We start from the raw sequence: 23,683 nt of genomic DNA, 5'->3' as shown, positions 1-23,683 counted from the left end.
GATGACCTGGCGTCAGTTCCGTACCCAGGCGATCGTCGGCGCACTCGCTCTCGCCGCCGCCGCGATCTACCTCCTGGTACTCGGCCTGAACATCCACGCCGACTACGACGGCAGCCTGGCGGCGTGCATCGCCAAGGGCTGCGCGCCCGGCCTCGTCTCTGGCTTCGAGGACAAGTACTCCACCGTCGTCATGCTCACGGACCTGGCCCTGATGGCGGTGCCCGGCCTGCTGGGCGCCTTCTGGGGGGCGCCGTTGATCGGCGGGGAGCTGGCCTCCGGAACGCACCGGCTGGCCTGGCAGCAGAGCGTGACTCGAACCCGGTGGCTGACGGTGAAGCTGCTGGTCGTCGGCCTGACCGCGGTGATCGGCACGGGACTGCTCGACCTGCTGATGGCCTGGGGAGTGCACCAGCACGACACGGTCAAGGCCGCCCGGTTCTCGTCGCTGGTCTTCGGGGCGCGCGGCATCGTGCCGTTCTCGTACGCCGCCTTCGCCTTCACCCTGGGAGCAGCCACCGGTCTGCTCCTGCGCCGCCCGATCGCTGCGACGGGCCTGACGCTGGCCGTGTTCGCGGCCGTGCAGTTCGTCGTGCCGACGGCCCTCCGGTCGAACTACCTCCCACCCCGCACTGCGGACATCCGGCTCGACACGACGACGCTGAGCCACGCCGACGGCATCGTCCTGAGCGGCTCCTCACTCATGATTGGCGGCATCTCGCTTCCTGACGCCTGGGTCGTCTCCGCCGGCCACGCGGTCGACCCGGCCGGACAGCCGCCCAACACGGAGAAGCTCAACAATTGCCTGGCGCCCGGCCAGTTCGACCGGACGGTCGACTGCCTGGCTGAGCAGGACCTCCACGTGACCGCCACCTACCAGCCGAACACGCGCTACTGGCCCTTCCAGCTGATCGAGGCGGCGCTCTACACCGCCATGGCCGCGGCACTCTCGGGCTTCTGCTTCTTCTGGATCCGACGCCGCACGACCTGATCCGATCCCGCTCCGTCTCGGGGCCGCTCCCTCCGCAGCAGGAGGTGCGGCGCCGGCGCAGCGACAGGATGGCGCCTCCTCTGGGAGAGCTGCCCGTAGGCTCGGGTGAGTGCGTACTGATCTTCCGTCCGGCGTCGGCCGGTTCCGTCGGCCGCTCGCCTCGCTGGCCGCGCTCGTCCTGCCGGCGCCCGTGGTGCTGGCGCACCCGAGTGAGCGCGGTGCGGCGCTGCTCGTCGCTGCGGTGGCTGCGCTGGTGGCGGTGGTCGCGTTGCTGCCGTGGCCCGTAGGGCGTGTCGCGCTCGCGGCCGGTGCCGGGGCGGCGGGGGTCGTGTCGCTGCTGCTCGACGTCTGCTACTCCGGGCCGTACCGGCTGCCCGCGTTCTGGCTGCCCTTCGAGTGGCTCGCGCTGCTCGGGGTGCTGTTCCGGGTCGTCCGGCGGGTGCCCGGACGGTGGGTCGGGCCGGTCGGTGCGGTGGTCGGGCTCGCGTCGCTCGCGGTGCCGCTGCGCTTCACCCTGCGGATGCCGCACGGCGGTTGGGCGGGCTCGCTGATCGCCGCCGTCCTGTCCCTGCTCCCCACCCTCGGCGTCGCCGGGGCCGCCCTCTACCTGCGGGTGCTGGACGCGCGACGGGAACGCGCGGTCGCCCGCGCCCGCCGCGAGCAGCGGCTCGAGGTCGCCCGCGGACTGCACGACTTCGTCGCCCACGAGATCACCGGCATCGTGCTGGAGGCCCAGGCGGGCCAACTGGGGCCGCAGGACCGGGAGGAGAGCGCCGCCCTGCTGCGGCGGCTGGAGGAAGCGGGCCTGCGGGCACTGGACTCGATGGACGAGATGGTCGGCGCGCTGCGCGACCCGCAGTCCGACGAGGCCCTCCGGGAGGCGCGCCGCTACGGGCTGGCCGACCTGCCTGGCCTGGTCGCCCGCTTCGACGCGTCGGGCGCCACCCGCGCCACCGTCGACCTGCCGTCCGACCCGGGCGCCCTGCTCCCGCCCGAGGCGGAGGCCACCGCGTACGTCGTCGTGCTGGAGGCGCTGACGAACGTCCGTCGGCACGCTCCGGGCGCGTGCGAGGTAACCGTCCGGGTAACTGCGGCGCCGGGAGCGGACGTTGAGATCTCCGTCACGAACGACGGCGGCTCCCACCGCCGAGCCCGCAGGCTCCTGCTGCGCCGCCCCGGCTCGGGCGGCACCGGCCTGGCCGGCCTGACGGCCCGGGCTGCCGCCCACGGCGGGACCCTGAGGGCCGGCCCCCACCCCCCGTCGGGCTGGCGCACCGTGTGCACCCTGCCGGGGCGGTAGGGCCCGGTGGCCGCGTTCCGCGCGTGCGATGCGTCAGAGCTCGCGGCCGCCGCCCCTGGTGCCGCGGGGGCGGGTGAGGGTGAAGCGGTCGACGCGGACGAGGTCGCCGTAGGGCCCGCTGACGGAGTAGTAGGTGACGTCGATGGTGGTGTTGCCTGTTGCCGCCGCGTTCGCCCGGGTCGACCTCGAAGGCGGCGAAGCCGTACGGGTTGTCGGCGTCGCGGAAGGCGGACCAGGGGGCGTCCTCGATCACGTAGAGCGGGGGGCGCTTGCCGGTGGCCGGGTCGACGGCGCCGACGCCGGCGATGACGCGGGCCTTGGCGGGGCTGAAGAAGAGGTGGTTGGAGGGGGCGGAGGTACCGCCGCCGCCGATGACCATGTGGACGGTGCCTTGCGTGGTGTCGATGGTGTCGGTGTCGGTGGCGACCGGGATGGGGATGCGGGTGTCGGTCGGCTGCTGGCCGCGGATCGGGTGCGAGCGCTCGTAGTGGTGCTCGTGGCCGCAGACCACCAGGTCGACGCCGTACTTGTCGAACAGCGGCACCCAGGTCTCGCGGATGCCGAGGTCGGCGCCGTTGAACTTGTCGGCGGTGGAGATGACGACCTGGTGCATGCAGACCACGATCCAGGCGGCGCGCGAGGCGGCGAGTCCCGTTCCCCCAGGCGCGCCGTAGGCCTGTCACGCTCCCAGCTTCTCCACGGCCTGCGCCAGTGCCGCCGCAGTTCGCCGGACGTCCGCCTCGGTGGTCCGCCAGTTGCTGAACGCCGCCCGCAGCGCAGGTACGCCCGCGTACCGGGTCGGCGTGACGAACGCCTCCCCGGCCAGCTCCGCGGCGAGCGCGGCGAGCCGCTCGGCGGTGGGGTCCGTGGCCAGCGTGAAGCAGACGACGTTCAGCCGTACCGGCGCGAGCAGCCGCAGGCCCTCGATCCCCGTCACCGCTTCCCCCAGCGCCCGGGCGCCCGCCACGCAGCGCTCGACGATCTCCTGGTGGCCGGCCCGCCCGTACGCGCGCAGCGTGAACCAGGCGGCGAGCGCGCGCAGCCGGTGCGAGTTCTCCGGCGTGAGGTGCACCAGGTCGGGGTGCTCGCCGAGGGGGCCGAGGTAGGCGGCCGCGTTCCGGAAGACCCGGGCCTGCAGGTCGGGGCGGCGGGTGAACTGCACCGCGCTGTCGTACGGCACGTTGAGCCACTTGTGCAGGTCCACGCAGACCGAGTCGGCCAGGTCCAGCCCGGCGACCAGCTCCGCGTGCGCCGGCGTCAGCGCCGCGAAGGCACCGAACGCCGCGTCCACGTGCAGCCAGAATCCGTACCGGTCGCGCAGGTCGGCGAGCGCCCGCAGATCGTCGAAGTCGACCGTGTTCACCGTGCCCGCGTTGGCCACGACCACGCACGGACCGTCCGCTTCGGCCAGCGACCGCTCCAGCGCGGCCACGTCCACCGCCTCCCGGCCCGGCAGCGCGGGCACCGCGGTCAGCGCCGCGCGCCCCAGCCCCAGGACCGACAGCGCCTTGGCCACACTGGAGTGCGCGCTCCCCGACAGCACCCGGACCCGCCCCAGCGCGCCGACCCCGTCCTCGGCCACGTCGACGCCGAGCCGCTCGCCCAGCCACTCCCGGGCGATCGCCAGCCCGACCGTGTTGGACATGGTCGCGCCGCTCACGAAGGTGCCGCTGTGCGCGGCCGAGAGCCCGAACAGGTCGCGCAGCCAGCCGATCGTCTCCCGCTCCAGCTGCTGACCGGCCGGGTCCAGGGAGGAGTTGGAGTTCTGGTCGGCGGCGGCGGTCAGCCAGTCGCCGGCCAGCGCCGCCGGGGTCGCGCCGCCGGTGACGAACCCGAAGTAGCGCGGCCCGGCGCCGGCCGAGAGCCTCGGCTGCCAGCGCTCGGCGAACTCCGCCAGGGCCGCCCGCAACCCGCCGCCGTTCTCGCCGAGCGCCGTCGGCGCCAGCGGGTCCGCTTGAGGGATGACGGGCCGCTCGTCGAGGCCGTCCAGGAAGGTGACGGCGTGCTGCCGGGTCTCCTCCAACAGGGCGGGCAACTGGTGCAGGTCGGCGGCGAGTTCGGGGTGCATGGGCGGTCTCCGTAGATCGACTGTGGAGGCGAGGATAGCCACCGGGACCCGCTGCGTCCCGGTCCAATTCCACCCAAGTGGCCTGCTCCGGTGCAGGATGCCGTTGATCATCGAGATGGTCGCCGCCACCACTGTCGCCGTCTCCCTCCGCAACCCGTTCGGCGAACCCGAACGCACCGCCGGCGGCCCCCTGCGACACCTTCGCCTCGGCACTGCCCTGGCCACGACCGCCACCGCCATCGCCCTGCTCGCCCTCGCCGCGCTGCCCCAACAACTCCCCGGCGCGCGGCACTGATAGCCGTCCTGGGCAACCGCGACACACAGCACGATTGACCGCCCGGGCCCGCGGATCAGACACGGCAACCGCGCCACGGGCCCCGGCACCCCGCTCCCGGATGCGGCCCGAGACCGCCGCAGCACCCCGGCTATGCGAACAGCCGGGGTGCTGCAGCGCGTACGCGTCGGAGAGCTGCCCTTCCGTGGGCGGGCGGGGCGGTCCGGGTGGGCGTGGGAGACTGCGCGGTGTGACGTGGGCGGACGGGGTTGTGGGGGAGCGGGTCATCCGGACGCTGATTGCGGATGATCAGGAGGCGGTCCGGCGGGGGGTGCGGCGGATTCTGGATGCGCAGCCGGACATCGAGGTGGTGGGGGAGGCGGCGGACGGGGTCGCGGCGTTGGAGCTGGCGGCGCAGGTGCGGCCGGACGTGGCGCTGGTGGACATCCGGATGCCGCGGATGGACGGGTTGGAAGTGACCCGGCGGCTGGCGGGGTCGGTGCGGGTGGTCGTGCTCACCACGTTCGACCTGGACGAGTACGTGTATCCGGCGTTGCAGCACGGCGCGTCGGGGTTTCTGCTGAAGCGGTCGGGGCCGGCGCTGCTCGCGGAGGCGGTGCGGGCGGCGGCCGGGGATCAGTCCGTCGGTCACGGTGCGGCTGCTGAAGCACGTGACGGAGCCGCGCCGGGCGGGCCGTCCGGGCCGTCCGGGCCGGCCGGAGCCGGTGGTGCCGCTGACCGAGCGGGAGGTGGAGATCGCCGGGCAGGTCGCGGCGGGGCGGACGAACGCGGACATCGCGGCGGAGCTGTTCATCTCGGCGGGGACGGTGAAGACGCACGTCGCGAGCATCCAGCGCAAGTTGGGTGTGCAGAACCGCGTCGGCATCGCTGTGTACGCCTGGGAGATGGGGTATCCGGTGCCCTAGATACGGGCGAGAAGAGAGCGGTCCACGGAGCCGAGGGGTCGCTCCGTGGACACGCGCGGAACCTGCGAGGCGGAGGTGGCCTCCGGACTTTTACGTCCTCCGGCCGCGGTAGTTCGATCGTCGACCGAGGTAGTGCCAGCGGCAGACCCTGATCCGTCTCGATCTGTCGCCACTGCCTCCTGCGGTCGAACTTCCTCGTCTACCTCGCAGGTCCAACTCCTATGATGCGCTTCCCACGCGCTGTGCACCAGGGGCCAACCGCCCGAAATGGGATAATCGGGGAAATTTGGGCCCCGGGGGCGGCCACGGAGGCGGCTACGGCGTCGGCTAGGGCGTAGGCCAGCCGTCGACGGTGCTGATCGTGCGGTGGTACGGCCCGTCGGGGCCGGTGCTGCGGTAGTCCTCGGTGCTGGTGCCGCTGCGGACGGGGCGGTCGCCGTCGTGGCGGTGGGCGGTCGGGTGCAGCGTGTGGTCGATGGTGGAACGCTCGGTGACATGGGCGCCGATCGCGCCGGTGGCCTCGCGGTGGTAGCCGAGGTCCATGGCCGTCTGCTGGTCGGTGTTGCCGGCCGTGTCGTGGGTGACGCGGTAGGTGACGTCGAGCGGTTCGCCCTCGTGGACGGTGGCCGTGCGGTGCGGGCCGCCGCCCCAGGTGGCGGTGGAGCGGGTGAGGTCGGTGGCGTTGTGGAGGGTCACGTCGTTGCCGCCGTCGCGCAGTTGCTGGGCGGAGCGGAAGGCGAGGTCGTCGCGGACCTCCGTGGTGACGCGCCCGTGCGAGGTCTGCACCCAGCCGCGGGCGAGGTCGTGCCGGGCGGCGGTGACGGTCCAGTCGCCGCTGCCGCCGCCGTGGTCGGCGAGGTCGGTGGCGACGGCGGCCTCGGGGGCGACGCGGTACTCGGTGAGCCGGCCGGTGGTGCGGGCGGCGCCGTGGTCGGTGTCGGCGAAGAGGTTGATCTGGCCGGTCCAGACGTCGTTGCTCTGTGCCTCGGTGGCGTTGACGGTGATGCCGACGCTGTGCGGGCGGCCGTCGAGCAGCAGCCCGACGTACGGCGTGAGGTCGAGCCGGTACGCGGGCAGGTCGAAGGCGAAGATGCCGGGGACGGGCCGCCACAGCAGCGGGTCCCAGCCGCCGGTGTAGATCACCGGGTACGGCCAGACGGCGCCGGCGACCCGGCCGTCCACGGTGAGCCGCAGTTCGCGGAACGGGCCCTTGCCGCAGGCGCCGAGGCCCGGGTTGGCGCTGACGAAGGCGTCGGGTGCGGAGGCGTAGGCGAACTCCTCGCAGGCGCCGCCGCCGCGGGTGTAGACCTCGGCGGTGAGGCGTTCGAGGTTCTGCGGGAAGGTGAGGTCGTGGCTGGCGGTGGGGGCGGCCTGGGTGAGCGAGAACGGGCCGGTGGTGAGGAGTTGGTCGGCGGTGCGGGCGGCCGGCCAGCGGTCGGAGGTCGTGTAGAAGGTGAGGCTCGCCGAGATCTTGTAGACACCGGTGTAGGTGGCGTCGGTGACGTTGGCGAGGTCGAAGGAGAACGGCTGCGAGCCGCCGGCGAGGAGCGGGGCGTAGCGGGTGACGTCGCGCTCGACGTTCCACGCGATGCCGTCCTTGGACGGCTCGGGGGTTGAGGACAGGAGGACCTGGACGCCGCCGATCCGGACGCTGAATATCCGGTCGAACTGCCGCCCGGCGACCTGGCCGTGGAGGTCGAGCACGACCGCCGACCAGGGCCCGGCGCAGTCGGCGGGCGGGGTGAGGGTGGCGGTGTACGGGGTGTCGGGCGGGTTGCCGTAGCCGTTGCGGAACTCGCGGTCGTGCATGACCTCGACGGTGCAGGAGCGGGTGTCGGGGCGGGTGAGCGGCTTGGTGGCGGTGTACGGGTCGTGGTAGCCGGTGCCGAAGTCGGCGTGGGCGGGGCCGGCGGCGCTGAGCGTGCCGGCGAGGGCTCCGGTGACGGTGAGGACGGTGGCGCCGAGTAAGCGGGCGGCGCGGCGGAGCAGCGGGCGGACGGCCAAGGGGTGCCCCTCGTGTCGGGCGGTCGGCGGGTGGTTCCGCGGACCGGGTGGACGATCCGGGCATCCTTCCGGCGGTGGCATGTGACCGTCAAGGAGTCGGAACGCGTCACCCGGTCTCAGTCGCCGCCCGTCACTCCGCCGCCGGCGTCAAGGCGCCGAAACACGTCACTCCGCCTCCAACTCCGCCGCCTCCTGCCGGATCAGGTCGCGCAGGGTGGCGAGCCGCGGCCGGCGGTCGTCGAGCCGCCACTGCATCTCCAGCGGCAGGGTGGCCCGCCCCTCCAGCCGGACGGTGGCCACGTCCCCGGTGAGGTGGCCGGTCATCGAGCCGGGCACGAGCGAGAACGCCCGGTTGCGGGCGAGCAGGTAGAGCCGGGACCCGACGATCCGCGGCGGGCTGACCAGGACCGGCGGGTCGACGCCGTGGTCCGCGCAGAGGGCGAGCACGTGGTCGTAGTAGCGCGGGTGCTGTTCGCGCGGCCACAGCAGCAACGGCAGGTCGCGCAGCTCGGTGAGCCGGACGCTGTGGCGTGCCGCGAGCGGGTGTTCGCGGCCGAGCGCCACGCGGACGGGCTCGTCGGCGATCCGCTCCAGGCGGTAGCCGGGCACCTCGTCGAGGAAGCGGCCGAGGCCGATGTCGGCGAGTTCGGCGGCCAGGGTCGTGGACACCTGCCCGGTGTCGACGGCGAGTTCGGCCGTCTCCAGCGCGGGCAGCTCCTGCTCGGCCCGGCTGACGACGGCCGGCAGCAGCCGGTTCACCACGCTCGGCGAGGCGACGATGCGGGCCGTCCCGAGCCGGGACTCCTCGTGCAGCCGTACCCGGGCCAGCAGCGATTCGGCCTGTTCGAGCAGCCGGGCGCTCTCGGCGGCCATCACCTCGCCGGCCTCGGTGAGGCCGACCGACCGGCGGCTGCGGTCGAACAGCTCGACGCCGACGGCTCGCTCCAGGCGGGCGACCTCCTGACTGACCGTCGGCTGGGAGATGTGCAGCCGCTCGGCGGCCCGGCCGAAGTGCAGCGTGTCGGCGACGGCGAGGAAGACCTCAAGTTGACGCAAGGTGAAACCCATAGTCAGAAGGCTATGGGAAGGGCCGGTTCTCATTCTGGATTCCGATGCGAGCCGTCCCTAGGCTGGGCGAAACCTTGCCCCGCCGCAGTGGCATGTCTACAGAGAGCACCCATCATGACCGGACTCACCACCCCCAGCCCCCAGGCCATCCGGGTCTCCGACGAGGTCGCCCGGGCGGTCGCCGAGGGCAGGCCCGTCGTCGCCCTCGAATCGACCATCTTCACCCACGGCCTGCCGCGGCCCCGCAACCTGGCCGTGGCGCTGGAGGCGGAGCAGCAGCTGCGGGACGCGGGCGTCGTCCCGGCCACCATCGGCGTGCACGCCGGGGTGCCGACGGTGGGTCTGAGCACCGAGCAGATCACCGAACTGTCCGCGACCGACGGCCTCGACAAGGTCAGCCTGCGCGACCTGCCGGTGGTCGCCGCGCTCGGCCGCCACGGCGGCACGACGGTCGCCGCCACCGCCTTCCTCGCGCACCGCGCGGGCATCCGGGTGTTCTCCACCGGCGGCCTCGGCGGCGTGCACTTCGGCGCGTCCGAGAGCTTCGACGAGTCCGCCGACATGACCACGCTGGCCGCCACGCCGGTCACCGTGATCAGCGCCGGCGTGAAGTCGATCCTCGACATCCGGGCCACCCTGGAGCGCTTCGAGACCTTCAACATCCCGGTGATCGGCTACCGCACCCGCAAGTACCCCGGCTTCTACGTGACCGACTCCGGCCACGAGATCGCCTACAGCGTCGAGTCGCCGGAGGAGGCGGCCCGGGTCATCGACGCCCGCGACGGCCTCGACCTCCCGCAGGCCGTCCTGATCGCCAACCCGGTGGACCCGGCCAAGCAGCTGCCGCCGGAGGAGCTGGACGGCATCCTCGCCCGCGCCTGGGCCGAGGCCGACCGGCAGGGCATCACCGGCAACGCCTCGACGCCGTTCCTGCTCGACTACATCCAGCGCGACACCCAGGGCCGCAGCCTGGAGGTCAACGTCGAGGTGTACCGGGGCAACGTCCGACTCGGCGGCGAGATCGCGACCGCGCTGGCCGCGGCTGCCGCTCGTAGCGGGGCCTGATCGTGCTGGGGGTGCTCGGCGATCTCGTCGAGGACATCGTCGTCTGGGTCGACGGCCCGCTGCGCCACGGCACCGACTCCAGCGCCCAGGTGTTCCGGCGGCGCGGCGGCAGTGCGGCCAACGTCGCCAGCTTCGCGGCGGGGCAGTGCCCGGCCCGCTTCATCGGCTGCGTCGGCGACGACCCGGTCGGTGACGGCATCGTCGCCGAACTGGCCGGCCACGGCGTGGACGTACGGGTGGCCCGGCGGGGCCAGACCGGCAGCATCGTCGTGCTCATCGACCAGGCGGGCGAGCGGACCATGCTGCCCGACCGGGGCGCGGCCAAACTGCTGGACCGGGTGCCGGACGCGTGGCTGGCCGGCCTGACCCACCTGCACGTGCCCGCCTACTCCTTCGACGGGGAGCCGACCGGCCGCTCGGCCGTCGACGCGCTCGCCCGGGTCCGGCAGGCGGGCGGCACCACCTCGGTGGACGCCTCCTCGACGGGCATGCTGGAGCAGTTCGGACGGGAGCGATTCCTCGCCCTGCTGGCCGAGTTGGCGCCGACCTTCGTGTTCGCCAACCGGTCCGAGTCCGAGTTCCTCGGGCTGCTGGTGGACGGGCGGCCCGGGCCGGAGCGGGCTCGGCTGGCGGCCACCACGGTCGTCACCAAGTCGGGCGCCGAGGCGACCACCGTCGACGTCCCGGGGGAGCCGCTGTTCGCGGTGCCGGTGCCGCCGGTGAGCGAGGTGCGCGACCTGACGGGCGCCGGGGACGCGTTCGCGGCGGGGTTCCTCGCCGGGTTCCTGGAGACGGGTGACCTGCACCTGGCGGCCGGGCTCGGCCACCGGAGCGCGGCGCGCGTGCTCGCCTCGCCGGGGGCTTCGTTCGGCGATCGGTGAGTGCGGGGCCCTGTGAGTGCGAGGGGCTGTGAATGCGAGGCCCTGTGAGGTGCGTGGTCGGCCCCTGTGCGGAGGGGCCGGCCAGGTCGTTCAGCGCAGTGCGTCCTTGCGGAGGAAGCGCTTCAGGCGTTGCCACGGCCAGGTGTTGATCACGTCCTCCGCGGTGAGCCAGGCACGCTGCGCCGTGCCGACGCCGAACCGCGGGTAGGCCAGGTGCGGGGTGGCGTGGGCGTCGCTGTCGATCGAGAAGCGGACGCCGTGGCGCTTGGCGCGCAGGATGTCCTCGTCGCGCAGGTCGAGGCGCTGCGGGGAGCTGTTGATCTCGATCGCGGTGCCGGTGCGCGCGGCGGCGGCGAACACCGCGTCCAGGTCGACGTCGATCGGGCCGCGGCGACCGATCCGCCGGGTGGTGAGGTGGCCGATGACGTGCACGTACGGGTTCTCGCAGGCGCGGATCAGGCGACGGGTCTGGGCCGCGCGGTCGGCGCCGAAGTGCGAGTGCACCGAGGCCACGCAGACGTCGAAGCCGGCCAGGAACTCGGGCGGCCAGTCCACGTCGCCATCCGGGCCGATGTTCAGCTCGGTGCCGTGCAGCAGGCGCAACTTCTTGTGCCGGTCGGCGAGTTGGCGCAGCTGCTCGCGCTGGGCGAGCATCTTCTCGTCCGTCATCCGCTGCATGACGAGGTCGGGCGCGTGGTCGGTGACGGCGTAGTAGGAGTAGCCGCGGGCCGCGGCCGTGTCGATCATCTCCTCCAGGGTGGCGAGGCCATCGGTCAGGTCGGTGTGCGTGTGGAGGTCGCCGCGCAGGTCCGATTCCTGGACCAGGTCCGGGAGTTCGCCGCGCAGGGCGGCCTCGATCTCGCCCCGGTCCTCGCGCAGCGGGGGCGCGATCCACGGCAGGCCGAGTGCCGCGTACACCTCCTCCTCGGTCGCCGACACGACCTTGGCGCCGCCGGCCTTCGCGCCGCCGGCCTTCCCGCCACCGCCCGTCGCGCCGCCGTTCTTCGCGTCGCCTTCGACCTCGAAAAGCCCGTACTCGGAGAGCTTCAACCCGGCCCGCACGGCCATCGTGCGCAGCTTGATGTTGTGCGCCTTCGAGCCGGTGAAGTAGACGAGCGCCGCTCCCCAGTCCTCCTCGGGGACCACGCGCAGGTCCACCTGTACGCCCTGGGCGGTGCGCACCGAGGTCTTGGTCGGTCCGCTCGCGATCACCTCGGCCACGTACGGGAGTTCGGTGAGCGCGGCCATCAGCGGCGCGGAGTCGGCGGCGGTCGCGAGGACGTCGATGTCGCCGACGGTCTCGCGCATCCGGCGTAGTGAACCCGCGTACGCGCAACGGGTGCAACCGGGGACGTCCGAAAGGGCGGCGACGATCTGCTCGGCCAGTTCGGTCGCGGCGTCGAGCAGGGTGCGCCCGCCGGACTGCCGCATCAGCTCGATGCCGTGCAGGATCTTCTCGCCGCTGCGTTCTCCGAACCCGGCCACGTCGGTGAGCTTCTCGGTGCGGATCGCCTCGGCGAGCTCGCCGACGGAGGCGATCCCGAGGTCGCGGTAGAGGGCGAGGGCGCGCTTCGGGCCGACGCTGGGCACGGCCATCATCTCCCGTACGCCGGACGGGATTTTGGCGCGCAGCGTCTCCAGGGCGGTGATCTGTCCGGTGGTGAGGTACTCGGCGACCTTCTCGGCGGTGGACTTGCCGACGCCGGGGATCTGCTGGAGGCCCTTGACGTCCAGGCCGGCGACGTCCTCGGGGTGACCGCCCACCGCGCGGGCGGCCTTCTCGTAGGCGCGGGCCCGGAAGGCGTCCCCGCCGGTGATGTTGATCAGGTCGGCGTACTCCTGGAGGAGTTCGCGCACCTGGTCGTTGAGCCGGGGCATGGGGCCAGTCTAGGTTCGGCGGGGGTGCTTCGCCGGAGATGGCGTTGCTGCCGCTGTGGCGGGTGCCCCGCCGGTCGGCGGGTGTGCGACCGGCCGCTCGGCGGGGGGATTGCGCACGGTTCGCGCCCCCTGGCCGGATTGTCACCCGTGCGGAGGAGGCGCAGGCTGGCAGGAGGGCCTGGGAAGCGGCCCGCTCCGGCCGGCCGCGGTGTTGACGACGGCCGCCGGTGACGCACGAGGGGCAGGGCGATGGGACGCGGGAAGCTCTGGGGCTACGTCGCGTCGGGGGCCCGGGCGCTGGGTGCCTTCGGCGGGGCGGACGGCTCCGGACGGGCGGGTGGCTCCGGACGGGCTGGAGCGGATCCTGCGGACGAGGCCGCCCGGCCGTTCCACCCGGGGGCGATGGCCGGACCGCGGATGCTGTCGCGGCCGGAGCTGGAGCGGCTGCGCTGGACGGGTCGGCAGGCAGGGTGCGAGCCGCAGGCGCGGCACGTCCAGGTCGCGGACGTGGTGCGCCGGGTGGTGCGCGGCGGCGGGCGGGCGGCGTCCGCGACGGTCCGGCTGGCGCCCGGGCTGCCGGTGGTGGCCGGGGATGCCCGGCGGCTGGAGGCGGCGCTCGGCGGCCTGGTGGACCACGCGATCCGGCGCAGTCCGCTCGGCGCGCGGGTGTTGGTGTGCGCCGACGCGGTCGCGGCGCCGGCTCTGCCCGGGCTGGGGATCGGTGCCGCTGCCTTCGGGCGGCAGCGCGGCCGGGTGGAGATCCGGGTGGCGGACCGCGGGTCGTACGAGCTCCCGGAGGCGCGGGAGTGGCTGCTCGCCGGTGTCCGGGCCGGCGCGCCGGTCGGACCGGCCCTGCACAGCCTGGTCCTCGCGGCGGGCGGGCGGCTGGCGGTGGAGGCGACGCCGGGGGGCGGGCTGACGGTGGTGGTGATCCTGGCGGTCGCGTACGACTGACGCGGGGTGCGGGCGGCTTTCGGGGGTTTCGGCGATTCCGGGGGTTTCGGGGGTCGGGGGTTCTGAGGGCCTTGGGAAACCGCAAAGACTTCTTCGCAAAATTCCTTTGCAAAGGAATGCGTGCGGTTCTACGCTCCTGCCATGACCGATGACCGTGGCTGGATGCACAGTGACGACCCGCACGCCGTACTCACCGCCAAGGGCATGCGCGCGATGGCCCACCCCGTCCGCATGCAGCTGGTCGGGCTGCTGCGCCAGCACGGCCCGTCCACCGCGACCAGGCTCGCCGAGCAGCTGGGGCTGAACTCCGGGGCGACCAGCTACCACCTGCGCCAGCTCGCCGCCGCGGGCTTCGTCGAGGAGGACCCGGAGCGCGGCAACGCCCGCGAGCGGTGGTGGCGTTCGGTGCACACGCTCACCGTCTGGTCGGGGGACGACCAGGCCGACGAGGAGCCGGAGGCCGTCGTCCCGTATCTGCGAACGGTCCTGGCCGCCCACACGCTGACCGCCCAGCGTGCGCTCAACGCCTTCGAGACGATGCCGCGGGAGTGGCGCAAGGCGGTCAACCTCAGCGACCTGGTGCTGCGGCTCACCCCCGAGGAGGCCGAGCAACTGGCCGACGACCTGGCCGCTGTGGTCGGCCGCTACCGGCGCGTGGACGCCGAGGGCCCGGTACCGGAGGGCGCCGAGCCGGTGGCCGTGGTCGTCCACGTGCTGCCCGAGCCGAAGGCCACCACCGAGGGGGAGGAAAGCCCATGACCACCGTCGCCGTCACGCCTGCGCGCAGCGTCCGGCCACTGGCCGGGGTGCTCGCGGCCACGGTCGTCTCGCTGACCGGGACGAGGGTCTCGGCCATCGCGCTGCCCTGGTTCGTCCTCGCCACCACCGGCAGCGCGACCCTGACCGGCCTGGTGGCCTTCGCCGAGATGACGCCGTACGTGCTGGTCAAGGCGCTGACCGGACCACTGGTCGACCGGCTGGGCCCGCGCGTCGTCTCCTGGACGACGGACGCGGTGAGCGCCGTCACGGCCGGGCTGATCCCGTTACTGCACGCGCTCGGGATGCTGCCTTTCGGGCTGCTGCTGGCGATGGTCGCGGTGATCGGCGCGATGCGCGGCCCGGGGGATCTGGCCAAGTCGGTCATGGTGCCCGAGGCGGCGGACCGGGCGCAGGTGCCGCTGGAGCGCGCCACCGGGCTCTCCGGCGTCACCGAGCGGCTGGCCTCCACGGTCGGCCCGGCGGTCGGCGGCGCGCTGGTCGCGGTGACCGGCCCGATGGCCGGCCTGGCGGTCAACGCGGCCTCCTTCGCTCTGGGGTCGCTCGTCATCGCGTTCGCGCTGCCGCGCGGCATGGGGCGGTCGGCGGCCCCGGCGGCTGCCTCGGGCTCGGAGACGGACTCGGGCTCGGAGACGGCCGAACAGGGCGGGGGCTACTGGCCGATGTTCCGGGAGGGCTTCACTTTCCTGCGCGCCGAGCCGCTGCTGCTCGCCCTGATCGTGATGGTCGGCATCACCAACCTGCTCGACACCGGGTTCGCGACGGTCCTGGTCCCGGTCTGGGCCCGGGAGTCCGGCAACGGCCCGGCCGCGATCGGCCTGACCGCCAGCGCGGCGGGGATCACCGCCGTCGCGGGCAGCCTGATCGCGGCCGGTGTCGCCCACCGGCTGCCGCGCCGGACGGTGTTCTTCGCGGGCTGCCTGCTCGCCGGCGCACCGCGCTACCTGGTGCTCGCCTCCGACGCCCCGATGTGGGCGGTGGTCACGGTGTTCGCCGTGGCCGGCTTCGGCTCGGGCTTCCTCAACCCGATCCTCGGCGCCGTGCTCTTCGAACGCGTCCCCCGACCCCTGCTCGGCCGCGTCCACGCCCTCGGCGACTCCCTGGCCTGGGCCGGCGTCCCCCTCGGCGGCCTGCTGGCAGGCGCAGCGGTCGCCCTCGTCGGGCTGATACCCGTCCTGGTCGCCTCCGGCGCCCTGTACTTCGTGACCACGGGCCTGGCCGGCCTTCGCCGGGAGTGGCGGGAGATGGACCGCCTGCGCGGCCACGATCGGCCGGAGGCTGCGCCGGTCCCGGTACCGGCGCCGGCACACCGGTAGGCAAGCCACGCACACGCGCTCGAACCGCTCTCCTGGAGCCCCGCGGATCAGCTGTTGAGTGAGCCCGAGTCGTAGGCCCGGGCCCGTCATGGAGTCCCGGTGCGCTGGTGCTTCGAGCCGCCGTTGCTCGACTGCCGCCGGCCGGGGACGGAGGCCCGCGCATCACCCCCGCGCGGGGGCGTAGGGCGGACGCCCTACCCAGCGGAGCAGCAGCGCGCTGACCAGTGCTGCCAGAGCGCACCAGGTGGAGAGGAGGGCGAGCCGCCACAGTACTGCGCAGACGGCGGCGCCCGTGCCGGTCAGCAGGCCGGTCCGGCGCAGTGTGGGGTCGCCGATCGTGAAGAGGGAGCCGACGGTGGCGAGGAGGTAGCCGGCCAGGAGGACGGCCGCGTGCGGGACGCCGATGTCGTACGTGAGCGTGTGGCCGTGCTCGGTGGCCCTCGCCGGGTGGGTGGCCACGGCCACCGCGAGCCACGCCGCCACGGCCGTGCCCAGCCAGGGTGAGGCCCGCGAGCACGCGGCGGCGGGCCGGCGAGGCCGGGTGCCCCGGTTCGGTGCTCGCACACCAGACGGCGGCCGGGACCAGCACCGGCAGCAGCTTCAACGCGATCGCCGCCCAGGCGGTCCGGGCCGAGGCGGCGAGGGCGGCGGGCAGCTTGCCGTCCGTACCGAGCCAGACCAGCGCCTCGATCAGCTGGTGCGCGCCCAGGACCAGCGGTAGCGCGCCGAGCGGCAGCCGCTCGGGGCGGCCGGATCGGTGGGCGCGGGCCACGTAGAGCACGCCGATGCCCGCGACCACCCCGCCGGCCACCGCATTCGCCTGCGCGCTCCAGCACATCCGTCCGCCTACCCGCCGGGCCCGGTCCCGTTGTCGTTCCCGTTCAGGCGGTCCTCCTCCTCGGGCCGGTCGTCCGGAGGCGCACCGATGCTCTCCAGGGTGTCGCGGACGCTGCCGGGCATCGCCGGGTGGCGTCCGATCACGATCACCCCGATCACGATGGCGAGCAGCCCCGCCGCCTCCCAGGCCAGCGCGCCCGGGGTCACCCGCAGCCGGTCGCCCAGGAAGCCGACCGCGCAGGCGATCCCGGAGAGCGGCTGCGCGGCGGTCAGTGCGGGCAGGGACATCCGCAGCGGCGCGGCCTCGAAGGCGCTCTGCACCAGGAGCAGTCCGACCACGCCCGCCGCGATCACCGCGTACGGCTGCCAGCTGCGCAGCACGGCGTCGAGGCCGCTGTGGTCGAGGCGTTGGGTGGTCGTGCGGGTCAGCGCGTCCTGGAGCCCGTAGAGCAGGCCGGCGGCGAGCGCCAGCAGGGTTGCCTCCTCGAACAGCGGCAGCCGCCGGGCCAGCGACACCAGCAGCAGGGTCAGCCCGACCACAATGCCGACCACCAGCCAGTGCCGCAGTTCCCCGGCGGGCGCTCCGCCGCCGGTGGGCCGTCCGGCCACGATGAAGGCCGTCACCCCGAGGCCCAGCAGCAGCACCCCGGCCCAGCCCGAGCGCCCGAGGGTCTGACGGGTCAGCACCCGCGAGAGGGCCATGGCGAAGAGGAGGTTGGTCGCGAGCAGCGGCTCGACCAGGGACACCTCGCCCTTGTTGAGAGCGAGCGCGGAGAGGATCAGGCCGCTGACCATGAACCCGGTCCCGAGCAGCCACTCGGGCATCCGCATCAGGTCCAGCAGGAGCCGCCAGTGCAGGAGGTCGGCACGTGGCGCCCGCTGTGCGGCGTGCTGCTGGAGGACGAACCCGAGGCCAAGGCAGCACGCGGCGCTCAGCGCGAGGAAGAAGACCGCCACGGAGGGACCACCTGGTGTGTCGCTGCCCCGACTTCGGTTAGTCGCCGTCGGTTGATCGCTGCTGGTTGATCGCTGTCGGCTGGTTGATAGCCGTCGGTCGATCGCTGCCCGCGTCGCGTCGGCGGTCCGGGGTCGGGCGGCGGTCGCGGCGCTTTCCGTCAGCGTACCGCCGGGGCGGCGCCGGGGCCGTTCGGCGTGCGGCCGCAGCGCTTGCCGGGGCGGGTGCGGCGGGCGCACGCTGGTGTGAGCGGCCGCCACGGGTCACCGTCCGTGCCGGTCCGGACAGGCACGGAGGGGGCCGGTGCCAGGAGGTGTGGCATGCACAACCAGTGGGACGTGGAGCTGAGCTTCGAGGAAGACGGCGTGCACACGGCGTGCGACGCGAGGCTGACCGGCGCACGGGCGCCGGGCCTCAGCGCCCACGGGGAGTCCGTGAAGAGCGCGGACGACCGTCCGCTCGCCAGAATCGGCGAGGAGGTCGCGGCCTCGCGCGCCCTGGAGGAACTGTCCCGCAAGCTGCGGGCCCAGGCCACCGGGGAGATCGAGGACGAGGGGCACCGCCCGGGGTACCTGATCTACTGATCGCCTGACCGAACTCTGATCGTCCGAGTGGGCGATCGTCCGGCCGAACTTGAGCAGGGCGCAGGAGGGTTGTGGCCGCCGCAATGTGGTGGCCACAACCGCCCCGCCCGGAGCTGAACGCGCGCCCTCGCCGTCCGCGACGAACGCTCCGGTCGTACCCCGCCGCGAGCGCCGCCGGCGCGGCGTCGCCCGCCTCCGTGGCGTGCCGCGTGGCCGCGACCGCGAGGGTGGAGAGCACGGCGAGGCCGATGCTGCCGCCGCACTGGCGCTCGGCGTTCAGCAGTCCGCTGACCAGCCCGGCCTCGCGCGGGCCGACGCCCGAGGTGCCCATCGCGGTGTTGGCGACCATGCAGATCCCGACCCCCATGCTCGTGACCAAGGACGGTCCGACGAACGCGGTCAGATAACCGGACGAGACACCGAGCCCGCTGAACCAGAGCATCCCGAGGCCGGCCAGCACCAGCCCGGCGGCGAGCGTCGCCCGCCCGCCGAACCGCGCGGTGAGCCGGCTGGACACCATGCTGCCTGCCATCGTCCCGGCGCAGCACGGCAGGAAGGCGGCGCCGGCCGCGAGCGGCCCGTAGTGCAGGACGTTCTGCAGGTGGAGCGAGCAGAAGTAGAAGCCGACCAGCATCGCCGGTCCGAGCAGCGTGACGATCAGGCTCGCGACCCACGCCGTCCGCACTCGTAGGACGCCGAGCCGCACGATCGGTGCGGACGCGTAGCGGGCCTCCCGGCCGAGGAAGGCGAGGCCGAGCAGGACAGCGGCCGCGAGGGCGGCGAGGGTGCGGGAGGAGATCGCCGCCGGCCTCCCGGTGGACGTCCCCGGCGCCGACCCGGCCGCCCGGCTGCTCCGCCGACTCCTCGAAGCGCACGGACGCCGGAGGCCCAGAAGGACCAGCCTTCGCCGTCGTGGAACTCGGCCGTGCGCCACTGGGGGCCGAAGGTGGTGGCGCAGATGGCGTCGGCGGTGGCGGGGCTGGTCAGGTCGGTGCCGGCGGTGGGGGCGGTGGCGCGGACTTCGCCGCGGGCCCAGCTGTGGAAGCCGGTGGCGGGGATGCCGGCGTGGGGCGGGGCGGTTGTCCTGGCGGAGGCAGAGGACAGGGAGCTGGGTGTCGGGGTCGGTGTCGCCGAGGTAGGGGTTGCTGAGGCCGTCGTAGCCGACGTGCACGATTGTCGGCATACCAGCCTTGTGGGATGTGGCGCGTTCAGGTCAATCAGGAGGCGCGGCAATCCCCGCCGACAGCGCGCGAGTTCCCGGGTCAGTGCGCGGTCCTGTCCGTGATCAGGCGGGCCGCCGCGATACCCGAGACCGCGGTGAGCGCGGCCGCGGCGACGATGGTGGCGTTCAGCCCGAGGGCGTCGGCGAGGATGCCGGCGACGACGGCGCCGGCGGCGTAGCCGAGGTCGCGCCAGAAGCGGTAGGTGCCGAGGGCGTTGGCGCGCCAGGCGGGGTGGGCCTGGTCGGAGACCGAGGCGATCAGTGCGGGGTAGACCGTCGCGGTGCCGAGGCCGAGGAGGACGGCGGAGGCGATGCCGGCGAGCAGCGGCCGGTCGAGCAGGGCGAGGGCGAGGACGAAGCCGGCGGACTGGACGAGCATGCCGGTGGCGATGAGCGGTTTGCGGCCGATGCGGTCGACGAGGTGGCCGGTGGGGATCTGGCCGAAGCCCCGCAGCAGCGGGTAGAGGCCCTTGATCAGGCCGATGGCGGCGAGTCCGAGGCCGTGCTGGGTGAAGAGGAGGGGGAAGACGCCCCAGGTGAGGCCGTCGTTGAGGTTGTTGATCAGCCCGGCCTGGCTGGCGCCGCGCAGGGAGCGGTTGCGCCGGCTGGTGCGGACGAAGGTCGGCCACGGGCCGGGGCTCTGTTCCTTGCCTGCAGGGTGCTGGGCGAGTTCGAGGGCGACGTGGGCGGCGGTGTCGCGGACGACGAGGGAGAGCGCGAGCCCGGTGACGACGAAGACGACGCCGATGAGTTCGGGGGCGGGGCGCAGGCCGTAGGCGGTGGCGAGGTAGCCGGTGAGCAGTGCGGTCGCGCCGAGGGAGGCGTATCCGGCGGCCTCGTTGAGGCCGGTGGCGAGGCCGCGGCGGGCGGGGCCGACGAGGTCGATCTTCATGTTGACGGTCATCGACCAGGTCAAGCCCTGGTTGATGCCGAGCAGGACGTTGGCCGCGACGATCCATTCCCAGGCCGGGGCCCAGGCCAGGGCGAAGGGGACGGGGATGCCGACGAGCCAGCCCGCGACGAGGAGTTGCTTGCGGCGGAAGCGGGCGGTCAGGGCTCCGGCGGCCAGGTTGGTGAGGGCCTTGGTCACGCCGAAGGCGATGATGAAGGAGAAGACGGCCAGGTCGCTGGTCAGGTGGAACGTTTCGGCGCCGATGAGCGGGACGGTGGTGCGCTCCAGCCCGACCAGGCCGCCCACACAGGCGTTGACGACGACCAGCAGGGTGAACTGCAGCCAGTTCTCCCGCAGGCCGAGCCGGACCGGCCGGTGCGGCGACGCCGGCCGGACGGAGAACGTGGTGCTCATCCGTGCGCGGCCTCCGTGCCGTCGACCAGGGGCCGGCCGTGGGCGGTGGCGTAGTCGCCGGGTCCGCCGGCCAGGACGGCCAGGTCCGTGTGCCCGGCGCGTTCGAGGAGGCTGGCGGCGGTCATGGCTCGCTCCCCGTGGCCACAGGCGACGATCGGGCCGGCCGGGGCCTCGGCGGTGCGGCCGGCCAGGTCGCCGAGTTCGATGTGGACGGCCCCGGGAACGTGGCCGGCGGCGAACTCCACGGTCTGGCGGACGTCGAGGTACGGACGGTCGCCGGTCCGGTCGGCGGTGACGAACGCGGTTGCGGTGACCGGGCCCTGGGCGTCGCGCCAGGCCTGCATACCGCCGGCCAGCCGTCCGGCGAGGCGCTCGTAGCCGATCTTGTAGGCCTGCCAGACGAGTTCGTCCAGGTCCTGGCCGTTGCCGGTGACGAAGGCGAGCGGGGTGGTGTCGGGCAGGAGCCAGCCGAGCCAGGTCGCGAACTGGCCGCGCAGCGGGATGGACAGGGCGCCGGGGATGTGGCCGGTGGCGAACTCGGCGGCCGGGCGCACGTCGACGACGTGCCCGCCGTCCGCGAGGAGCTGCCGGACCTGGGCGGCGTTCAGCAGGGGGAGCAGCGGGGAGCCGTCGAGCACGCGCGGTCCGGTGCGGTTGAGCTCGCCGAGCCGTGCGAAGTACGCGGGGTAGGTGCCGAGGCCGGCCAGCAATTCGGCCACGAAGGCGTCCTCGGTGGGTGCCGCCAGGAGGGGGTTGGACTGCTTCTGCGCGCCGATGGTGGTGGTGCGGGCGGCGCCGGCCGGGACGGAGCAGAAGGAGCCGGCGCCGTGGGTGGGCCACACCGGGAGGTGGTCGGGCAGGGTGGCGAGCCGTCGCAGGGAACGGTACTGGGCGCGGGCCAGCTCCTCGGCGCGGTCCGAGCCGAGCAGGTCGGTACGGGCGGCGGAGCCGACGATCAGGGAGCCGCCGGTGAACACGCCGAGCTCGACGGCTCCGTCGAGGAGGAGGAAGGACAGGTGCTCGTCGGTGTGGCCGGGGGTGGCCAGCGCCCGCAGGGTCAGCCCGCCCAGATCGACCTCGTCGCCGTCCGCGAGTGCGGTGTGGGCGAAGGCGCGGTGGCCGGCCGCCGAGGCCAGGACGGTGGCCCCGTCGTCGTGGCCGAGCTGGACCGCGCCGGAGAGGAAGTCGGCGTGCAGGTGGGTGTCGGCGGCGAAGGCGACCGTCAGGCCGCGCCGCTCGGCGGCGGCCCGCAGGGCGCGCAGGTCCCGGCTCGCGTCCATGGCCAGGGCGCAGCCGTTGCCCAGGTCGACGAGGTAGGCGCTGTTGCCCAGTCCCTCGTCGGTCAGCGGTGTCAGGTGTTCGTCGGCGAAGCCCATCGCGGTCCTCCCTGCGGTGCCGGTGCGGTCTGCGTCGGATGCAGCACGTGCTCTGCTTTCACTGTTCCATGGATCTATGGATAATGCTCCCGGAAGAGCCGGTCGGGCGGGTCGAGTGCGGCGTACCATGTTCCATGGATTGATGGATTAGTGTGCGGAGGATGTCATGCCCCAGACCGGTGCGAAGGCGCGGCTGTACGAGGCGTTCGCGGCCAGCGGGAAGGCCCTGGCCAGCGGGAAGCGCCTGGAGCTGCTCGACCTGCTCGCCCAGGGCGAGCGCACCGTGGACGCGCTCGCGAGGACGGCCGGGCTGAACCTGACGACCGCCTCGGCGCACCTCCAGGCGCTCAAGCAGGCCGGGCTCGTCGCCACCCGCCGCGAGGGCGTGCGCATCCACTACCGCCTTTCCGGCGAGGATGTCGGGCAGCTGCTGGCGCTGCTGCGCAAGGTCGCCGAGCGGCACCAGGCCGCCGTGCCCGCCGCCCTGGACGCCTACCTCGGCGAGGACGACGCGACGGAGGTCACCAGCGAGGAACTGTGTGCCCGAGTGGCGGACGGGGACATCGTCGTGCTCGACGTCCGGCCGGTCGAGGAGTACCTGGCCGGCCACATTCCCGGCGCGCTCTCCATCCCCGCCGACGAACTCGCCGACCGCATCGGCGAGTTGCCGGAGGGCGTCGAGGTCGTCGTTTACTGCCGCGGCGAGTACTGCGTGCTGGCCTACGACGCCGTCCGGCTGCTGAGCGCCGAGGGGCGGCGCGCGATCCGCCTCGACGACGGCATGCTGGAGTGGCGCCTGGCCGAACTCCCCGTCGCCGCGGGGGCCTCGGCCTGACCCGGCGCCGGCCGACGACTGCGCTCGCCCCTGAGCGCCGGTCACCCCCTTGTGGCGGCGAGGAAGTCCGTCAGCCGCCGGTTGACCTCGTCCGCTCCGGCGGTCGGCAGGTTGTTGTGGGCGACCCCGGGCAGGACGACCACGGTGGCGTCGGGGAGGGCGCTTCGGGCGGCCTGGGCGACGTGGTGGGCGTCGTGGGTGCGGCTGTGCTCGGCGAACAGGACGAGCGTGGGCGCCGTGAGCGTGCGCAGACGGTCGGGGGTCGGCCGGGGGCCGGTGACGACGCGCGAGGCGGGGAAGTCGGCGTAGCCGAGCGCGTACACCTCGCGCCAGCCGGGGTCGAGGGGCGGGGTGCCGGCGGTCTCCCAGTCGACGTAGGAGCGGGCACGGGCGGCGGTACGGCGGGGGAGGAAGAGCGGCAGGACGCGCAGGAGGTAGCCGGGGCGGAACCCGGCGAAGCACTGGGTGGGGTCGAGCAGGGCGAGCCGGCCGACCCGCCCGGGGGCGTGCAGCGCGTATTCGAGGGCGATCCAGCCCCCGTAGGAGTGGCCGCAGAGGTCGGCCTCCTGGATGCCCAACTCGTCGAGGACGGCGTCGAGCCACCCCATCAGCCCGGGGACGCCGCCGAGGGGACGGCCGTCGTGGACGCTGCGGCCCGGGTCGCCGATGAGGTCGACGGCGAGGACGCGGTGTCCGGCGGCGGCCCAGGCGCCGACGTTGGCGAACCATGTGGTGGAGGTGGCGCCGCCGCCGTGGAGCAGGACGAGGGGGCGGCCGTCGCGCGGGCCGCAGGCGTTGACCCGGGTGGTGCCGTGGGCGGTACGGACGGTGAGCGCCTCGGCGGGGGCGGGCCAGCGGGCGAGGAGCGCGTCGTAGGCGGCGAAGAAGGGGGCGGTGCGTTCGGACTGAGGGTGTGCGGACGGGGTGCGTGCGGACATGCGGGGCCTCCGCTGGGATGATGGAATCACTCGCTGTACAAGTATCTCGCTGCACAAGTATCTCGTCGAGCGAGAGAATAGTTCCACATGCCGTGCCAGGAAAGGACAAGAGGGTGTCCGAAGTCGAGAAC

General features: G+C 73.8%; 19 protein-coding genes and 3 pseudogenes. 11 read left to right on the top strand and 11 right to left on the bottom strand.

Translation table 11 applies throughout. From position 1 onward, the window contains the following. Position 1: 1 nt before the first annotated feature. Both KV557_RS18040 and KV557_RS18035 read left to right on the top strand, forming a co-directional pair. Positions 2-988: an ABC transporter permease gene (locus KV557_RS18040; protein ID WP_218201408.1), complete on the top strand. Its 987-nt coding sequence runs from the start codon at positions 2-4 to the stop codon at positions 986-988. A 109-nt stretch (positions 989-1,097) separates the two neighbouring features. Continuing rightward, the gene (locus tag KV557_RS18035) at positions 1,098-2,288 is read left to right on the top strand and encodes a sensor histidine kinase (RefSeq protein WP_308129954.1); all 1,191 of its coding nucleotides are present in this window, start codon (positions 1,098-1,100) and stop codon (positions 2,286-2,288) included. Positions 2,289-2,967: 679 nt separating this feature from the next. On the opposite strand, the gene KV557_RS18030 is transcribed toward KV557_RS18035, so the two are convergent. Continuing rightward, positions 2,968-4,356: a pyridoxal phosphate-dependent decarboxylase family protein gene (locus tag KV557_RS18030; RefSeq protein WP_218201406.1), complete on the bottom strand. Its 1,389-nt coding sequence runs from the start codon at positions 4,354-4,356 to the stop codon at positions 2,968-2,970. Between the two features lie 103 nt (positions 4,357-4,459). Here KV557_RS18030 and KV557_RS18025 point away from each other — a divergent pair, with 103 nt between their 5' ends. Both KV557_RS18025 and KV557_RS18020 read left to right on the top strand, forming a co-directional pair. Then, positions 4,460-4,651, top strand: coding sequence for a hypothetical protein (locus tag KV557_RS18025; protein ID WP_218201404.1), 192 nt, complete (start codon positions 4,460-4,462; stop codon positions 4,649-4,651). 265 nt (positions 4,652-4,916) lie between these two features. Next, positions 4,917-5,556, top strand: a pseudogene (locus tag KV557_RS18020) (response regulator). A 327-nt stretch (positions 5,557-5,883) separates the two neighbouring features. Here the strand turns inward: KV557_RS18020 and KV557_RS18015 are convergent. Next, positions 5,884-7,560 carry a peptide-N4-asparagine amidase gene (locus tag KV557_RS18015; RefSeq protein ID WP_218201402.1) on the bottom strand — a complete coding sequence of 559 codons (1,677 nt, stop codon included), beginning with the start codon at positions 7,558-7,560 and terminating at the stop codon, positions 5,884-5,886. 165 nt (positions 7,561-7,725) lie between these two features. Continuing rightward, complete coding sequence (locus KV557_RS18010; RefSeq protein WP_218201400.1) at positions 7,726-8,628, bottom strand: LysR family transcriptional regulator; 903 nt, start codon at positions 8,626-8,628, stop codon at positions 7,726-7,728. A gap of 114 nt (positions 8,629-8,742) precedes the next feature. Between KV557_RS18010 and KV557_RS18005 the strand changes: the two genes are divergently transcribed. Beyond that, positions 8,743-9,693 (top strand): pseudouridine-5'-phosphate glycosidase, encoded by a 951-nt coding sequence (locus KV557_RS18005; RefSeq protein ID WP_218201398.1) that lies wholly within the window; start codon positions 8,743-8,745, stop codon positions 9,691-9,693. 11 nt (positions 9,694-9,704) lie between these two features. Continuing rightward, on the top strand, positions 9,705-10,574 hold the full coding sequence (locus KV557_RS18000) for a carbohydrate kinase family protein (protein WP_218201396.1): 870 nt from the start codon (positions 9,705-9,707) through the stop codon (positions 10,572-10,574). A gap of 90 nt (positions 10,575-10,664) precedes the next feature. Here the strand turns inward: KV557_RS18000 and KV557_RS17995 are convergent, their stop codons facing one another. Continuing rightward, positions 10,665-12,452 (bottom strand): helix-hairpin-helix domain-containing protein, encoded by a 1,788-nt coding sequence (locus KV557_RS17995; protein ID WP_218201394.1) that lies wholly within the window; start codon positions 12,450-12,452, stop codon positions 10,665-10,667. A 249-nt stretch (positions 12,453-12,701) separates the two neighbouring features. Here KV557_RS17995 and KV557_RS17990 point away from each other — a divergent pair, with 249 nt between their 5' ends. The 3 genes from KV557_RS17990 to KV557_RS17980 all read left to right on the top strand — a co-directional run bounded on the left by KV557_RS17990 (position 12,702) and on the right by KV557_RS17980 (position 15,499). Beyond that, on the top strand, positions 12,702-13,406 hold the full coding sequence (locus KV557_RS17990) for a hypothetical protein (protein ID WP_218201392.1): 705 nt from the start codon (positions 12,702-12,704) through the stop codon (positions 13,404-13,406). A gap of 141 nt (positions 13,407-13,547) precedes the next feature. After that, complete coding sequence (locus KV557_RS17985; protein WP_218201390.1) at positions 13,548-14,165, top strand: winged helix-turn-helix domain-containing protein; 618 nt, start codon at positions 13,548-13,550, stop codon at positions 14,163-14,165. Further along, positions 14,162-15,499, top strand: coding sequence for an MFS transporter (locus tag KV557_RS17980; RefSeq protein WP_218201388.1), 1,338 nt, complete (start codon positions 14,162-14,164; stop codon positions 15,497-15,499). The genes KV557_RS17985 and KV557_RS17980 overlap by 4 nt, the downstream gene beginning before the upstream one ends. 162 nt (positions 15,500-15,661) lie before the next feature. Here KV557_RS17980 and KV557_RS44475 read toward each other — a convergent pair whose 3' ends face one another. From KV557_RS44475 to KV557_RS17970, 3 genes and pseudogenes are all read right to left on the bottom strand, one after another. Then, positions 15,662-15,982: a DUF6629 family protein gene (locus KV557_RS44475; RefSeq protein ID WP_308129953.1), complete on the bottom strand. Its 321-nt coding sequence runs from the start codon at positions 15,980-15,982 to the stop codon at positions 15,662-15,664. An 85-nt stretch (positions 15,983-16,067) separates the two neighbouring features. Beyond that, positions 16,068-16,337: pseudogene (locus KV557_RS44470) on the bottom strand (DUF6629 family protein); the annotation flags it as partial. Between the two features lie 8 nt (positions 16,338-16,345). Then, a complete protein-coding gene (locus KV557_RS17970; protein ID WP_218201386.1) occupies positions 16,346-17,293 on the bottom strand; it encodes a DMT family transporter in 948 nt (315 codons plus the stop codon). A 318-nt stretch (positions 17,294-17,611) separates the two neighbouring features. Here KV557_RS17970 and KV557_RS17965 point away from each other — a divergent pair, with 318 nt between their 5' ends. Beyond that, positions 17,612-17,875: a dsRBD fold-containing protein gene (locus KV557_RS17965; RefSeq protein WP_153464935.1), complete on the top strand. Its 264-nt coding sequence runs from the start codon at positions 17,612-17,614 to the stop codon at positions 17,873-17,875. Positions 17,876-18,131: 256 nt separating this feature from the next. On the opposite strand, the pseudogene KV557_RS44875 reads toward KV557_RS17965, so the two are convergent. The 3 genes and pseudogenes from KV557_RS44875 to KV557_RS17955 all read right to left on the bottom strand — a co-directional run. Beyond that, a pseudogene (locus KV557_RS44875) lies at positions 18,132-19,058 on the bottom strand (MFS transporter); the annotation flags it as partial. Between the two features lie 79 nt (positions 19,059-19,137). After that, complete coding sequence (locus tag KV557_RS17960; RefSeq protein ID WP_218201384.1) at positions 19,138-20,403, bottom strand: MFS transporter; 1,266 nt, start codon at positions 20,401-20,403, stop codon at positions 19,138-19,140. After that, positions 20,400-21,779, bottom strand: coding sequence for an MBL fold metallo-hydrolase (locus tag KV557_RS17955; RefSeq protein WP_218201382.1), 1,380 nt, complete (start codon positions 21,777-21,779; stop codon positions 20,400-20,402). The genes KV557_RS17960 and KV557_RS17955 overlap by 4 nt, the downstream gene beginning before the upstream one ends. Positions 21,780-21,945: 166 nt before the next feature. Here KV557_RS17955 and KV557_RS17950 point away from each other — a divergent pair, with 166 nt between their 5' ends. Next, positions 21,946-22,614, top strand: a complete 669-nt coding sequence (locus tag KV557_RS17950) for an ArsR/SmtB family transcription factor (protein WP_218201380.1) — start codon at positions 21,946-21,948, stop codon at positions 22,612-22,614. 41 nt (positions 22,615-22,655) lie between these two features. Here KV557_RS17950 and KV557_RS17945 read toward each other — a convergent pair whose 3' ends face one another. Continuing rightward, a complete protein-coding gene (locus KV557_RS17945; RefSeq protein WP_218201378.1) occupies positions 22,656-23,552 on the bottom strand; it encodes an alpha/beta fold hydrolase in 897 nt (298 codons plus the stop codon). Positions 23,553-23,683 lie beyond the last annotated feature (131 nt).

Origin of the sequence: Kitasatospora aureofaciens (genome assembly GCF_019192735.1) — a bacterium.
Lineage (GTDB): Bacteria > Actinomycetota > Actinomycetes > Streptomycetales > Streptomycetaceae > Kitasatospora > Kitasatospora aureofaciens_A.
The sequence above is the reverse complement of the archived record's forward strand: the minus strand, read 5'-3'. Positions and strand labels throughout refer to the sequence as shown.